15 protein-coding genes are annotated in these 15458 nt (G+C 50.2%); 9 read left to right on the plus strand and 6 right to left on the minus strand.

What is annotated here, in order from left to right:
• Positions 1-148: 148 nt before the first annotated feature.
• The 4 genes from ACTJKB_RS15720 to ACTJKB_RS15735 form a co-directional block, all read right to left on the minus strand.
• Entirely contained in the window at positions 149-1117 is a 969-nt protein-coding gene (locus ACTJKB_RS15720) for a sugar phosphate isomerase/epimerase family protein (RefSeq protein WP_440835170.1), read from the minus strand.
• Complete coding sequence (locus ACTJKB_RS15725; protein ID WP_440835171.1) at positions 1118-1849, minus strand: ThuA domain-containing protein; 732 nt, start codon at positions 1847-1849, stop codon at positions 1118-1120.
• Positions 1850-2140: 291 nt separating this feature from the next.
• Positions 2141-3217, minus strand: coding sequence for a Gfo/Idh/MocA family protein (locus tag ACTJKB_RS15730; protein ID WP_440835173.1), 1077 nt, complete (start codon positions 3215-3217; stop codon positions 2141-2143).
• 6 nt (positions 3218-3223) lie between these two features.
• On the minus strand, positions 3224-4171 hold the full coding sequence (locus ACTJKB_RS15735) for an AraC family transcriptional regulator (RefSeq protein ID WP_440835174.1): 948 nt from the start codon (positions 4169-4171) through the stop codon (positions 3224-3226).
• A gap of 351 nt (positions 4172-4522) precedes the next feature.
• On the opposite strand from ACTJKB_RS15735, the gene ACTJKB_RS15740 reads away from it, so the two are divergent.
• The 6 genes from ACTJKB_RS15740 to ACTJKB_RS15765 all read left to right on the plus strand — a co-directional run bounded on the left by ACTJKB_RS15740 (position 4523) and on the right by ACTJKB_RS15765 (position 10685).
• A complete protein-coding gene (locus ACTJKB_RS15740) occupies positions 4523-5527 on the plus strand; it encodes a LacI family DNA-binding transcriptional regulator (RefSeq protein WP_440835175.1) in 1005 nt (334 codons plus the stop codon).
• 199 nt (positions 5528-5726) lie between these two features.
• Positions 5727-6989, plus strand: a complete 1263-nt coding sequence (locus ACTJKB_RS15745; protein WP_440835177.1) for an ABC transporter substrate-binding protein — start codon at positions 5727-5729, stop codon at positions 6987-6989.
• A 91-nt stretch (positions 6990-7080) separates the two neighbouring features.
• The gene (locus ACTJKB_RS15750) at positions 7081-7947 is read left to right on the plus strand and encodes a carbohydrate ABC transporter permease (RefSeq protein WP_440835178.1); all 867 of its coding nucleotides are present in this window, start codon (positions 7081-7083) and stop codon (positions 7945-7947) included.
• On the plus strand, positions 7944-8765 hold the full coding sequence (locus tag ACTJKB_RS15755; RefSeq protein ID WP_440835180.1) for a carbohydrate ABC transporter permease: 822 nt from the start codon (positions 7944-7946) through the stop codon (positions 8763-8765). Before ACTJKB_RS15750 ends, ACTJKB_RS15755 begins: the two co-directional genes overlap by 4 nt.
• Positions 8766-8807: 42 nt before the next feature.
• The gene (locus tag ACTJKB_RS15760; protein ID WP_440835182.1) at positions 8808-10496 is read left to right on the plus strand and encodes a glycoside hydrolase family 13 protein; all 1689 of its coding nucleotides are present in this window, start codon (positions 8808-8810) and stop codon (positions 10494-10496) included.
• 60 nt (positions 10497-10556) lie between these two features.
• Complete coding sequence (locus ACTJKB_RS15765; protein ID WP_440835184.1) at positions 10557-10685, plus strand: hypothetical protein; 129 nt, start codon at positions 10557-10559, stop codon at positions 10683-10685.
• A gap of 228 nt (positions 10686-10913) precedes the next feature.
• Here the strand turns inward: ACTJKB_RS15765 and ACTJKB_RS15770 are convergent, their stop codons facing one another.
• Positions 10914-11474, minus strand: coding sequence for a YhcH/YjgK/YiaL family protein (locus ACTJKB_RS15770; RefSeq protein ID WP_440835186.1), 561 nt, complete (start codon positions 11472-11474; stop codon positions 10914-10916).
• A gap of 159 nt (positions 11475-11633) precedes the next feature.
• On the opposite strand from ACTJKB_RS15770, the gene ACTJKB_RS15775 reads away from it, so the two are divergent.
• A complete protein-coding gene (locus ACTJKB_RS15775) occupies positions 11634-12233 on the plus strand; it encodes a hypothetical protein (RefSeq protein ID WP_440835188.1) in 600 nt (199 codons plus the stop codon).
• On the opposite strand, the gene ACTJKB_RS15780 is transcribed toward ACTJKB_RS15775, so the two are convergent.
• On the minus strand, positions 12234-12749 hold the full coding sequence (locus ACTJKB_RS15780) for an NAD(+) diphosphatase (RefSeq protein ID WP_440835190.1): 516 nt from the start codon (positions 12747-12749) through the stop codon (positions 12234-12236).
• Between the two features lie 695 nt (positions 12750-13444).
• On the opposite strand from ACTJKB_RS15780, the gene ACTJKB_RS15785 reads away from it, so the two are divergent.
• Together ACTJKB_RS15785 and ACTJKB_RS15790 are read left to right on the plus strand one after the other, a co-directional pair.
• Positions 13445-14182 carry a glycerophosphodiester phosphodiesterase gene (locus tag ACTJKB_RS15785; RefSeq protein WP_440835191.1) on the plus strand — a complete coding sequence of 246 codons (738 nt, stop codon included), beginning with the start codon at positions 13445-13447 and terminating at the stop codon, positions 14180-14182.
• 2 nt (positions 14183-14184) lie between these two features.
• The gene (locus ACTJKB_RS15790; RefSeq protein WP_440835193.1) at positions 14185-15441 is read left to right on the plus strand and encodes an SLC45 family MFS transporter; all 1257 of its coding nucleotides are present in this window, start codon (positions 14185-14187) and stop codon (positions 15439-15441) included.
• Positions 15442-15458: the final 17 nt, after the last annotated feature.

Consider the following 15458-nt stretch of genomic DNA (forward strand, 5'->3'; position numbering starts at 1 on the left):
TCTTAGCCCCCTCCCGCAACCGGACTTTCACCGGCTAGAAAGCCCTTGCCGATCTGGGCACGCAAGCAAAGAAAAAGCCATCACTGCCTGCAAAATAAGCAGGCCTTTGATGGCTTTTGAACATTTTACTTATACAGCTCTTATTCCCTTACGCCCACCACATATCAAGCGGCTGCTCGCGGATCAGGATGGACTGCAGGTTGGTCACTGCGCGGTAAAAGCCTTCATCCACAGACATCAGCGGATCTTCATGCTCAATGCTTACCACATAATCATAACCATAGGTGCGCAGCGCGCTCATGATATCGGACCATTCGGACAGGCTGTGCCCACAGCCGACTGAACGGAAGGTCCATGCCCGGGTTTGCACATCGCCGTAAGGCTGCATATCTGTCAGACCGTACATATTAATGTTGTCCTGATCCAGGTACGTGTCCTTGGCATGGAAATGGTGAATCGCTCCGGCCTTGCCAAGAATTTTGATCGCACCCACAGGCTCAATGCCCTGCCACCACAAATGGCTCGGGTCCAGATTCGCTCCAATCGCCGGTCCCGTCGCTTCTCTCAGCTTGAGAATTGTATACGGAGTATGGCACAGGAAGCCGCCGTGCAGCTCGATGCCAATCTTTACGCCATGTTCTTCCGCAAGCTGGGCAATCTCCTTCCAGTAGGGAATTAGCTTGTGCTCCCACTGCCAGGTTAGAATATCGCTGTACACTGTAGGCCAAGGTGTGACCGGCCAGTTCGGTGCTTTGGCCTCGTCACTGTCCCCGGCTGTGCCCGAGAAGGTATTGACCACGGCAACGCCCATCAGTGAAGCGAGCTTGATCGACTTGCGCAGGATTTCATCGCCTTGGCGGGCTTCTTCTTTATCCGGTGAGATCGGGTTGTTATGGCAGCTGAAGGCGCTGATCATAATGCCGCGTTTCGTGAACTTTTCCAAATAGGCGTTACGGGCCGCTTCGCTCGCCAGCAGCTCATCCGTAGGACAGTGCGGATTGCCGGGATTACCCCCGGAACCGATCTCGACGGCATTCAGGCCGGCGGCAGCGATTTTATCCAGCATCTCATCCAGGCTCAGACTTCCAAATACGGGATCAAATACTCCTAATTTCATCTAGACTCCCACCTTTTCTTTGATTGGCTCCAGCGCCTCGGAATGTCCATACACAGGGTAGTCGCGCTTGGTTGGCGCACACCAGTTCACGCCGTTGATAATGACCTGTTGAATCTCTTTGTTGTAATAGGTCGGATACGATTCATGTCCGGGCTGAAAATAAAAAATCTTCCCGCTGCCGCGCCGGTACGTCGATCCGCTCGGAAATACGTTCCCGCCTTCGAACCAGCCGACAAAAACCAGCGACTCCGGTGCCGGAACATCAAAGTGCGCTCCATACATCTCTTCCTGCTCCAGATCAATATACTCGCCTATGCCTTCGGCAATCGGATGGCTCGGGTCCATGACCCACAAGCGTTCTTTTTCCCCGGCTTCGCGCCATTTCAGATCACAGCTTGTCCCCATCAGCTTCATGAAGATTTTGGACATATGCCCTGAATGCAGCACTACCAGCCCCATGCCCTGAAGCACACGCTGATGAACACGGTTCACGACCTCATCGCTCACTTCCTGATGGGCCACATGCCCCCACCATACCAGCACATCGGTGTTATTCAGCACTTCCTCTGTCAAGCCGTGTTCCGGTTCATCCAGTGTTGCCGTCGCTGTATCCAGTCCGGCGTCGCTGAGAAAGGAAGCCAACTGGGCATGAATGCCCTGCGGGTAGACCTGCCGGATGCGCTCTTCCTCACGTTCATGACGATATTCATTCCATACGGTTACTCTGGTCACTATGAACACACTCCTGGCTCTTATGTCGTTGATAGTATTCGGGGTTGTGATGATAATAAAGGGGAAAAGACCCTCTATTTATTAGCAATGCCCCAATATTTATTAATTAGAGGGAATTACCCCCTGTATAATCCCTCAAACGATACGGTGGGGAGGGATAAGCCAAATATAGAGGGAGAATATCCCGTTATTTGCCTAAACTGTCCACCCTTTTCTCGATTATAGGGTGATTTTCCCGTTATGTTTGCATTAGGAGACTTTTTCCCTCATTATGTTTCAGGTTCAATCTATCTAGTCAAAAAATACGGGCATTCCCGTCTCCGACGATTTGTAAATGGCCTCCAAAATACGGGTGACCACCAGCGCCTGTTCCGGCTTCACCACCGGCTCCGTGTCATTCACAATGCTGTCGATCCACTGCTTGGCTTCAGCCACCGCAGGATCATCCCCAGCGCCGTCGTAGAAATCCACACCAGCTGCATCCAGGCCAATATGCTTCTCATATGTTTTGCCGTATTCTTCTCCGTTGATGCGCAGACCCTTCTCCATATCCGCTCCGCCTTCTGTGCCGCAGAGCACGGTTTTGGCTTCTCCCACATCCAGGGTATTCAGCGCCCAACTGGCTTCAAGGACAATAGTCGCTCCGTTCTCCATGGTAATGAACCCGATAGCAGAGTCTTCAACAGTGAATTTCTCCGGGTCCCATGGCCCCCAGGCATTCGCGGCGTTCTTACGGCCGGACAGCTTGTGATAAGCATTGCCCACGGCATATTTAGGCTTGTAATTGTCCATCATCCACAGGGTAAGGTCGAGGGCATGAGTCCCGATGTCGATCAGCGGTCCGCCGCCTTGCGCCTCCTCATCCAGAAATACTCCCCAAGTTGGCACCGCGCGGCGGCGGATCGCCTTGGCTCTGGCATAATAGATTTCTCCAAGTCCGTTATTCTCACATACAGTATGCAGGTAAGCCGAATCCGGTCTGAAGCGGTTCTGGTACCCAATGGTCAGCTTTTGACCAGTCCGCTTAGAAGCATCAATCATTGCCTGCGCTTCCGCAGTTGTCTTGGCCATCGGCTTCTCACACATCACATGCTTGCCGGCTTCCATGGCAGCGATGGAAATTTCCGCATGGGAAATGTTCGGTGTGCACACATGAATCACATCTATGCTTGCATCCCTAAGCAGCTCTTTGTAATCGGTGTAGACCACAGCGCTTTCATTTCCGAACTCCGCTTTTGCCTTCTCGGCACGTTCAGGCACGATATCGCAGAAGGCTACCATCACGGCTCCCTCCACTTTTTGCAATGCGGGCATATGTTTGCCGTTCGCGATTCCGCCGCAGCCGATAATTCCTATTCTCAATGTCATTCAGGCCTAACCTCCACTGGTTTTGATATCTCTATCATACAAATCCGTCCCGGCGCTTTCTTCCTGCATTCTTGCTGAATTATTCCTGAATATTGTCTTATGGTATTTCAGCGGAGATATTCCGGTTGCATCCTTGAAAAAATGATGAAAGGTCTTCACGCTCCCAAACCCCGCAGCTTCGGCCACAGCAGACATGGGCAAGTCCTCATTTAACAGAATCCACTTCGCTTTGTTCAGCCGGTATTCATTCAGGAAAGCAACAAAGGTCATCCCCGTATTACGCTTGAAGAGTTTGGTGAAATAATACGGGCTGAAGCCCATGTAACGGGCCACCTCGTTCAGGGAAATCGCCTTTTGATAATGCTGCTCCACATAGGCAAAAATCCGCTCCAGGCGCTCCATCGTTTCCCGGGACTGTGTTAGCGTATCCTCGGAGAACTTAGGCTCCCGCTTGACTCTGCTTTTTGGAATCTCCCGCAAAATAACGGTTAACAGCTCGAACATCCTCGCTTTGATCATATAGGCATAGCCTTCCCGCCGCTGGGTATCTTCCTCGTAGATGCTCTCAATCAGGGGAATGATCCGGGCAGACGCCCCCTCCGGCCATGACTGGCTTGAGTGCTCCATCTCCGTGAACAAATCCCGCAGGGAATAGCCGCTGCCTCCCAGGGCAGCAACTTCCTGAAACAAATTTAGATCGAACTGGATCACCACCCGCTCACTTTCGGGCGAAGCGAGAAAATAATGTACATCCCCGCCGTTAATGAACTGAATTTCGCCCTGTTCCATACGGATTGGGGTATCATTAATTCCCAGATTTAGTCTTCCTTTTGTAACATAGATGATTTCGATTTCCTTATGCCAATGCGGATAACAGAGTTCATCCCCTCCACAAATCAGACTGCGAAAGGGAAAATGCTTATCCACATCCGGAAGCTCCAGATATATACTCATGAGTGCGGCTCCTTGTCCGTATGATCCACTGAAGGTAACATATGATATCTATACTTATAACATCTATAGTTATATAGTTGGATAGGGTTCATTATTTATATCGTCCTCCAAAGAAAATCCATGATTCACAGACATTAGAGTAAACGTTTACTTTATCGTAGACTCCTCTTATTTCTTTGTCAATCGCTGTTCTATTCTGTATAAAGATTCCGGGGTCTGCCAGACTGCTTTAAATTTTTTGTAGAATCTTCCCGTTGACAAAAATATATCTTGCCCTTATATTTCAGGTAATCGTAAGCGTTTACGTTATACCTTAAATCCGAATGAAACAGAAAACTGAGGAACTGCCTTATGAATCCTACGATCAAAGATGTCGCCCAGAAAGCAAATGTATCCATTGCCACAGTGTCCCGTGTGCTGAATAACCTGACCGGCTACTCGGACAAAACAAAACAGAAGGTGAATCAGGCGATCAAAGAGCTTGGGTACCAGCCCAATGCTATCGCCCGCGGTCTCATCAACAAGCGGACACAGACTATCGGTGTGATGTTTCCCAATGTTTCCAGCGCCTTCTCTTCAGATCTGCTCCACGGGATTGACGAATTCGCCCATGACAGCAATTACAGTGTAGTCGTCTGCAACACAGATAATGATGGTAAGCGGACAATGAAGTATTTGCAGCTGCTGCGCGAAAAACAGGTAGATGGCATTATTTTTTCCAGTGAGGTGCTGAATAAAGAGTACTATGAGGTGCTGGAGAGCATGAAGATACCGGTTGTTCTTGTCTCCTCGAAGACGGATTTTGCCAAGGTGCCCTATGTGAAGGTTGATGATTACCAGGCGGTCTATGACGCGATTCAATATCTGATCACCAAAGGCCACCGTAAAATCGCCATGATCAGCGGAACCAAAAGCGATCCCATCGCCGGGACTCCCAGAGTGCAGGGCTACCGCAAAGCGCTGGAAGCGAGCGGAATTGCTTTTGACAGCAGCCGTCTTGTGTATGGAGACTTTTCATTCGAGAGCGGCGGCAGGGCAATGGAAGCCATATTACGCAAAGCGGGAGAGGCTACCGCAGTCTTTGCAGCCAGTGATGAGATGGCCATTGGCGCCCTCTCCGCAGCCCTGAAACACGGTCTGAACGTTCCCGAGGATATCTCGATCATGGGATATGATGATCTCAAACTGGCACAGATGGTTACACCTCCGCTAACGACAGTCCGGCAGCCGCTGTACGAAATGGGAAAGATCGCCTCCGAGAAGCTGATCCGGATGATCGAAACCGGGGACATTGCCGCAAACAAGATCATTGCTCATTCGATTGTGGAAAGACAAACGGTAAGAACACTTACCTAAGTCTTTTATCAATATAACGTAAACGTTTACTCTAATGATCCCGATTGTTGACTATTTTGCCGGAAGCACCCGTATTCACAACTGGAAAATCCAGTAATCACAGGCATTTAATCTAGGGATAGTTTGCTTGGGACGTAGAGTAAACGTTTACTCAAATGGCAGTAAACTGCTAAATTTAGTACTCAGGGGGATTCCATCTATGAAAAAAACAATGAAACCCGTAACAGTAAGCCTGCTGGCTATGTCACTGCTCAGCGCCTGCGGCAATAATAGCGGAAGCAACGCTGCTTCCGCTGATGGAGGGAACGCCACTTCCGGTGAGAAGGTCAAGATTGAGTTCTTCCAGAACAAGACGGAAGCCAAAGCCACCTTCGACAAGCTGGTCGCCCAATTCAACGCCGCGAACCCTAACATCGTTGTCTCGCAGATCAACCCACCGGATGCCGAAACGGTGCTGAAGACCCGCGCCGCTAAACAGGATCTTCCCGATGTCATCGGCCTTGGCGCCACCGACACTTACAAGACCCTCTCCGCCAGCGGACTGTTCGAGGACTTTACCGGTGATCCGCTGGTCTCCTCTATCCAGCCCGCTTATGTCAAAATGCTCAATGACCTTACGGGGTCAAGCGAACTGAACGGTATTCCGTTCTCTGCCAATGCCAGCGGTGTCATCTATAACAAAGCGATGTTCAAGGAAGCTGGCGTTGCCGTGCCAACGACTTGGGATGAATTCATCGCTGCAGCCCAGAAGTTCAAAGACAGCGGCAAGTATGCCTTCTACCTGACGCTGAAGGATTCCTGGACCTCACTTACCCCCTTCAACTCCCTGGAGCCAAGCATTCTCGGCACTGATTACTTCAAGAAGCGCGCCGAAGGCAGCGTGACCTTCGCGGACAGCTTCCGGGAAATCGCCGAGAAGCAGCTGAAGCTGACAGAATTTGCCCAGAAGGACATTTTCGGCAAGGGCTACAATGACGGCAATACGGCGTTCGCCAAGGGTGAATCTGCGATGTATCTGCAAGGGGTATGGGCAATTCCTGAAATCATGAAAGCTAATCCATCTCTTGAGATGGGCGTATTCCCATTCCCGGCCACCAATGATCCCGCAAAAAACAAGGTCATTTCCGGTGTGGATACCCTACTGACGATCTCCAAGGACAGCAAGCATAAGGAGGAAGCGAAAAAATTCGTCGAATTCCTCCTTCAGCCGCAGAACGTAACGGCATACATCACCGAGCAAAAAGCGTTCCCGGCGGTGAAGGGCGTGACTCAGGATGACCCTGCCATGGACGGCTTCAAGGAAGCATTCACCTCCGGCAAGCTGGCCGATTTTGCCGATCATTACATCCCTGGGGCGATGAAGGTCGATACGATTATTCAAAGCTTCCTTAACAAAAAAGACATCGACGCATACCTGAAGCAGCTCGATACAGAATGGGATAAGGTAGCTAACCGGAAATAAGATTGCCAATCAATAGCATGAAATACAAGCATCAGGAGAACAGGGGCGGCAAGCCCCTGCTTCTGCGCTTTTTTCTAAGGAGGATTAACTGATGGCCAAACGGCAAGCCGCTTTTTACCTGATGACTATACCAGCACTGCTGCTGTTCTTCGCCTTTCATACGTTTCCGGCGCTGCAGGGCATTTATTATGCGTTCACGAACTGGGATGGTTTCAGCAACAGCTTTGATTATGTGGGGTTCAAGAATTTCATTAATATTTTCAAAGACGAGAATGTACTGAACTCTTATCTTTTCACCTTCAAATACGCCATCGCTACAACTATTCTCATCAATATTATCAGCCTGCTGATCGCACTGGGACTGAATGCCAAGATAAAGGCCAAAAACTTTTTCCGCGGCGTATATTTCCTTCCCAATATCCTCAGCGTGCTGATTGTCGGCTTTATCTTCAACTACCTGTTCTCCAATGTGTTTCCGGTGTGGGGCCAGAAGCTGGGAAGTGATTTTCTCTCGCAGAACATCCTCGGCAACTCCGATTGGGCCTGGATTGGAATCGTCATTGTTGCGGTCTGGCAGGGCATCGCTTATAACACCATTCTGTATCTGGCCGGATTGCAGACGATTCCCCACGATCTTTATGAAGCTTCCAATCTGGACGGCGCCAGCCGCTGGCGGGAATTCTGGAGCATTACCTTTCCGCTGCTTGCTTCCTTTTTCACGATCAATATGGTGCTGGCGATGAAAGGCGGACTGATGGTTTTCGACCAGATCATCGCCCTGACAGGCGGGGGTCCCGGCCGTTCTACGCAATCCATCGCCCTACTGATCTACACCGGCGGCTTCCAGGGCGGAGAATTCGCATACCAGTCGGCGAACGCCGTGATTTATTTTATCGTCATCGTCGTCATCTCCGCCCTTCAGCTTAAATTCCTGCAGAAACGGGAGATGGACCTATGATCAAAAAATCGACGAATTGGCCGGTTACGGTAATTATCGCGCTGTGTTCCCTGCTGATCCTCTTTCCGCTGTACATGACGGTCGCCATCGCACTCAAAAATCCCGAGGAAATGGCCCGCTCCATTTTTTCCCTGCCAACCGGGCTGCATTTCGAGAATTTCGCGAACGCCATCAAGGCGACGAATTTTTTCAACGCCCTGGGCAACAGTGCCAAAATTACTGTGACAGCGGTTGTATTTATTCTGCTCACGAATTCTATGGTCGCCTACGCCATTGCCCGAAATATGAATAAGCGCTTCTTCAAAACGCTCTATTTCTATTTCATCAGCGCTATGTTCATTCCGTTTCAGATCATTATGCTGCCGGTGGTCAAAGTCACTACCGACCTGCATATGAACAATATTCCCGGGCTGATTATTTTGTACATCGTCTATGGCCTTGCTTTTAATGTCTTTGTGTATGTCGGTTATATCCGCTCCATTCCGTATGAGCTGGAGGAAGCGGCTACAGTGGACGGGGCCTCGACCTGGGGAACCTTCTGGCGGATTATTTTCCCGCTGCTGGCTCCTGTCAATGCGACCATCGGCATCTTGTCCTGCCTATCCACCTGGAATGACTTCATGCTGCCGCTGATTCTGTTGGGCAACCAGGATTCCTATACGCTGCCGCTTGTGCAGTATGTCTTCCAGGGCCAATTCAGCACCGATTTCAACCTGGCTTTCGCCTCGTATCTGCTGGCTTTATCCCCTATGATAGTTATTTATCTGTTCGCACAGAAATGGATTATCGGCGGCCTTACCCAAGGCTCCATTAAGTAAATTTACGTACCGCAGTTCATATAGAGACAGGAGTGCAGAACCATGAACAAGCAATGGTGGAAAGAAAGTGTAGTCTACCAAATCTACCCCCGCAGTTTTCAAGACAGCAATGGAGACGGCATCGGTGATCTTCAAGGGATAATATCCCGGCTTGATTATTTGGAGCTACTAGGCATCAACGTGGTCTGGCTGTGTCCGGTATACCAGTCACCCAATGACGATAACGGCTATGATATCAGCAATTATCAGAGTATTATGAATGAATTCGGCACACTCGCTGACTGGGAGGAGCTGCTTGCCGGGCTTCATGCCCGCGGTATGAAGCTGATTATGGATCTGGTGGTCAACCATTCCTCGGATGAGCATGCCTGGTTCGCTGAATCACGCAAATCCCCGGACAGCCCTTACCGGGACTATTACATCTGGCGGGCGGGTAAGGACGGGCATGAGCCTAACAATTGGGGCTCCTTCTTCAGCGGCCCGGCCTGGGAATATGATGCGCAGACCGGCGAATATTTCCTGCACCTGTTCTCCCGGAAGCAGCCAGACCTGAATTGGGACAATCCGAAGCTGCGGCAGGAAATCTACGATATGATGACCTGGTGGCTCGATAAAGGCATCGACGGGTTCCGTATGGACGTCATCAACCTGATCTCCAAGGTTCCAGAGCTTCCCAATGTGGTGAAAGAGCAGGAGGACGGCGAACGGACCTATCATTTTGGCGGTGAATATTTCGTAAACGGTCCGAGCGTGCATGAATACCTCCAGGAAATGAACCGGGAGGTCCTATCCAAATACGACATCATGACTGTCGGTGAAGCCATCGGCGTCACCCCCGAGGAAGCGGCGCTGTATGTCGGCGAAGACCGGAATGAGCTTCATATGCTGTTCCACTTCGAACTGATGGAGGTTGATTCCGGGCCGGGTGGCAAATGGGATGTGCAGCCATGGAAGCTGGCGGACATCAAGTCTATCTTCTCCAAATGGCAAACCGAGCTGCATGGCAAGGGCTGGAACAGCCTTTACCTGAACAATCATGACCAGCCGCGCATGCTGTCCCGCTTCGGAGATGATAAGCACTATCCGAAGGAGTCGGCCAAAATGCTGGCTACGCTGCTGCACACACTCCAAGGCACGCCTTACATCTACCAGGGCGAAGAAATCGGCATGACCAATGTCAAATTCGACTCTATAAGCGACTATAAGGATATTGAAATCCTGAATATGTATAAGGAATACCGGGCCGCGGGGCATGCGGAAGAAGACATTATGAACTCCATTTATGTCAAAGGCCGCGACAATGGGCGTACCCCGATGCAGTGGAGCGCGGAACCTCAGGCCGGCTTCACTACCGGCACACCTTGGCTGGCCGTGAATCCAAACTATACGGAAATTAACGCCGAGCAGGCTCTGGCTGACCCCGATTCGATTTTCTACTACTATAAAAAGCTGATTAAGCTGCGGAAAAGCCATGACATATTTGTGTACGGGGATTATGCGATCCTGGCCGAGGAGCATGAGCAGATATATGCCTATCTCCGGACACTTGGAGAAGAGCGGCTGCTCGTCATGTTGAACTTCTTCGGCCAGCCTGCCGCTTTCGAGCTTCCTGCATGTGTGATCTTTGAGGAGAAAACACTGGTTATCGCCAATTACGGAGTACAGCCGGAGGAGGATATCCGTTCTCTATCGCTGCGCCCTTACGAGGCCAGGGTGTATAGGCTGAGATAGTGCTTTTGCACGTATTGTTCTAATTCCGTTCAAAAAAGAAGGGGCCTCCTGCTCAATGTTATGAAGTTAAAGCGTAGAGCCAAAAATCATGAAAAAGAGCAGGTTATCGAAAAGATAGCCCGCTCTTTTTTTTGCATAAAAAAGAAGAATAACGACAAGCAAATAAAAATGTGTGGCGAAGCCCCTTGAAACAACGAGGAGGTACGCCAATGAATGAGTACGCGAATGCGCTTCCCTTCGCCCAGGACAGCAGAATACGCGCAAAATCCGCTGGAAATCAGTCGTTAGCTTCGTCTACAATGCCGTTTTGGATTCCATTTTATTGCGAGCCTTATCTTTGAGCCTATCTTAATGACATTGCCCTAACGGCTCCTCAGATTGTGTTATTAATAAGAAGTATATGTGCAGTACCAGCAATCACAGCTTAATCTTCAAAACCACTTTCCGCACCGCTTCACGTTTCCCCGCCTCAATCCCCGTCATATGCCCGTCCTGCGGATAGCAGACCACTAGCGCTCCCGGTCCTGCGGTTACTGTGGATTTCACTGCACCTGTGAAGAAAATCGCATCCTTTTCAGCGCTGTAATCATCCCGCACCTCAAGGTGTTCGATAGCGGCGTAGCCGATCCGCTCCGTGCCTTCCAGAATATAATGCAGATCCAGGTTCACTCTGTGCGCTTCCCAGAAGCACTCCCCGGCATCCTTGGTTTCATATTCATTAATGAAATAAAACATTTCATCGTCCACATCATGGCGTCCAGCCGCCTGTCCGGCAAAGTTGGTATCGCGCAGGAACTGCAGCCCTCTCTGAATCTTCTCTCCGTAAGCCGCCTCATTCTCCAGCAAATGTCCCAATGTATCCACAATCATCGCCGATATCCCCCTGTAATCTCTAGTTTGTTCCACCTTGCGGAATAGAAAAATAATATAGTATCCGCAGAAGTGCAGTCTATGTATTTGTTCACGTCCCTTGAGCATATCTATTACTATTGGAGGCATACGCTTCCGAAGTAAGTTTTGCACGAAGAGGTTTCACAGGAGTATCGCTCACAAAACTTGGCATACGCTTCCGAAGTAAGTTTTGCACGAAGAGGTTTCACAGGAGTATCGCTCACAAAACTTTTAGGAGGCGGCCTAATGCTCCATTTCCTGATGTACATGTTCGCCCTACTGGGTATTTCATTGTTGCTCGCAGCAGCAGTGCTGCAAATCAAACAATCTCACCCGTCGTCCACCCGGAACAAACCGGCCCATGGCCTACTATCCTTCAACTCCAAATTTCCCGAGCGGTATATCACCCCGGATAAATCCCATATCATCGCTTTGAATGAAGAAGGTAAACACATGGCGGTCGGCATCTATGATCCCCTCAGCCCGGAAGGTACAACACCAACGATGTTCCCTTATGAGAATATTCTGGGATCGGAAATTGTAGAAAATGCGCTAACGCTCACCAAAGTCAGCAAAACCAGCCGTATTACCACCAGCGCGGTCAGACGGACTCCGGGCATAGTCGCCCATTCAAGCATAATCGAAACCAACCCTAGTGCTGAAACAACCGAAGAAATCAATGAACTCACTCTAAAAATCTATCTCGACAGCGCGGATACTCCGGTGCTTTCCATTCCGTTCCTTCCGGGACCGTCCCCGGCCAAAAAATCCGATTCCGCATACTCCCAAGCCTTTTCTGAGGCTCAACAGGTTCATGAAATGCTCCGCGGCATTGTGTCGGCGTGACTACCGGGCTGCCGGTGTGAAGCTCTCCAGGGTCCGGCCCTTGGTCAGCTTATCCAAGATATTCAGCAAAAAACGCTCCGCGAGACTGCCCTTCAATATAGCATCGGCGGCCTCCTCCAGCAGGAACCACTGGGCGTGGTCCAGCTCCGCGCTCATTCCGCTCAAATCCTCCGTATCCGCAATGCTAATGAAATTGAGCATCAATGTATTGGAAGGAGCAAAATATTCGCTGCGCATATATTCATAAGCGATGATGTCCAGCCCTGCCTCCTCTTTCACCTCACGGATCAGCGTTTCTTCCGCGTTCTCGCCCTTATTCACATAACCTGCCAGCAGGATGAAGACGGGACGGTTATACTGCTGAATCAGCAGAATTTTGTCCAGCCCCCGGTTTAGAACTGCCGTACTCATTGCTGTACTAAAGACAGGGAACCGAAATACCCCGCAAGCCTCGCAAAAAGGAACCTCCCCCTCCCCGTTGCATTCCTTCATCACCAGCTCTGTTCCGCATTCCACACAATATTTCACAGCCATCTCTTCTTTCTATGATTGTTATGATCACATAATCGAACTTAAGATTTGTCATACAGAATAAAGGTTACAGGCGCACCAGGTGGAAATTCTCCACTTCAACCCTTGGCAGCCACCACTATCCAGAAACTCCAAGTGGAATGTATCCACTTACATTGATGAATACTTCCCAAATTCACCATTTTTTCTTGATTTAGGTTCCCTTTTTCCACCTATTTCTGATTTTCACGCCTGAATTGCTGAATTAGTGTACCTTTTTCCACTTCAGTTTCGGGACAACGCGTCAGACTGCTCATTGTGGAATCTCTCTCTGCCATCCTGAGATCGACCTTTCCAATCCCGCTTATAGAACATAAAGTTTATTTTAAGCCATTCCAATAGAACACACCATGCAAAAATGCCCGATGACCCGTAACAACGCATGGCATGCTGATGATACTCGGGTATAATTCAAGCACTCCATTATCATGAAATTTTCCAAAATATCAGCTTCAAAAAATCAGCCTTACTGCTTGTTTTTGTTCCATTAACGTCATCCCAATGTTAAAATTTCCAAATCAGCGCCCTTTCGCTACCCGGGGACAGGGTTTCATGCTGTAGTGTGGAATATGAAATAAGGAAGCCCGCACCTGCTGCGGCAAAAGTACACTAACACTAATGAGACGGAGGAACTGAACGACATGAACAAGACGATTAATTTTGCACACCGCGGCGCATCCGCAGTCTGCCCGGAGAATACGATGGCGGCTTTCCGTAAGGGACTGGAGCTGGGTGCAACCGGCATCGAAACCGATGTACAGATGACCTTGGACGGAGGGCTGGTCCTCATTCATGACGAGGATCTAAGCCGTACTACGAATCGCAGCGGATTGGTGAAGGATAAAACTTTGAGTGAAGTACTGGAGGCAGACGCTGGTTCATGGTTTGGAGCTGAATTCGCGGGGGAACGCATTCCTGCCCTTGAAGAGCTGCTGGATTTGGTGCACGGACGTGACACAATCCTCAATATTGAGCTAAAAAACGGCATGTACCTCTACCCCGGCATGGAGGAAAAGGTCATTGCCGCCGTGCGGGAGTACGGCATGAGTGAGCGTGTGGTGCTGTCCAGCTTCAACCACTATTCACTTGCGTACTGCAAGTCGCTGGCACCAGAGATCCGCACGGGCATTTTGTATGGAGAAGGCTTATACCGGCCTTGGGATTATGCGGCTACCCTGCAGGCGGATGCGCTGCATGCCTATCATTTTGCTGTATTACCTGAGTTTGTTGCCGAGGCGTCGGAGCATGGAATTGTCTATCATCCATGGACTGTAAATGATCCCGAGCGGATGAAATACCTGATCGATGCCGGTGTAGCGGGGATTATTACCGATGTTCCCGATGTACTCGCAGGACTGATGGCGTCCAAGGGAGTGTGATCGTGAAAAAAGTCTGGCTGCTTGGCTTTGGTTTCTTCAGCATCAGCATCACATGGAGCTTATACAACGCATTTGTCCCTTTTTTCCTGGAGAAATATGTGCATAGCGTCGCCCTGATCAGCTTCATGATGACAATTGATAACTATTTCGCGCTGTTTCTGCAGCCGTGGATCGGCAACCGCAGTGACCGGACGGCGTCCCGTTTCGGGCGGAGAATACCCTATCTGATGATTGGCATGCCGCTGGCTGCCGTACTGACTATGTTGATTCCGTTCCACACCGGACTGTTCACTCTCCTGCTATTCATGATGATGATGAATCTGGCCATGAGCCTGTATCGTTCGCCGACCGTCGCGCTGATGCCGGATATTACGCCGGAGCCTCATCGTACCAAGGCTAACGGACTGATTAACTTCATGGGCGGAGTAGGATCTATTTTGGCTTTTGGCGCAGGGTCCTATCTCTATGATGTAAGCCCTGTGCTGCCATTTATGGTGGCCGGTCTGATCACACTGTTGTGTCTGTTCATCGTGTCGCGGTTCATTAAGGAGGATCGGGATGGGGTGAATGGACCCGCAGTGAATGCCGCGGCCATTCCAGGAGCTGAGCGTAATCTCCAGTTGAAAAGCGGGAGCGGCCCTAAGGGCAGGCCAGCACGCATCTCCCTCACCAAACAGCTGGACCGGACAACGGTTTGGCTGCTGGCAGCGATTTTTTTCTGGTTCGTGGCTTATCAAGGGGTAGAGACGCTGTTTACCTTGTATGGTAAACATCATCTGGGGCTTAGTGAGCAAGCAGCTTCGTTCTCGCTCACGTTCTTTTCGCTTGCTTTTGTGATCTTTGCGATTCCCAGCGGCTGGCTGGGCGGACGGTTCGGGAAGAAAAACATCATTATTCTGGGTGTATGCGGACTGATGGTGGTATTTGCTCTCGTGGGGTTTGCGGAAAATGTGCTCCTGCTGCGCGGTCTGCTTCTGCTGGGCGGGATGTTCTGGGCTTGTATCAATATCAATTCCTATCCCTATGTGGTTGCTACAGGAGACGAAGAGAGTATCGGCACGCGGACGGGAATCTACTATTTGGTCTCATCACTCGCAGCCATTACATCTCCGCCCCTGCTGGGGCTGCTGATTGATCTTACGGATTACTCCATCCTGTTCTATGCTGCCACCGTTAGTATGGCATTCGCCCTGGTGTGCCTGCTGATGATGAAGGGGCGTGTAAAAGCAGTGAACGCCGTTTACTCCAAGAAAGCATGATCCGAAAAAAAATCGGC

The sequence above is a fragment of the Paenibacillus sp. 22594 genome (genome assembly GCF_052044425.1).
GTDB lineage: Bacteria > Bacillota > Bacilli > Paenibacillales > Paenibacillaceae > Paenibacillus_AQ.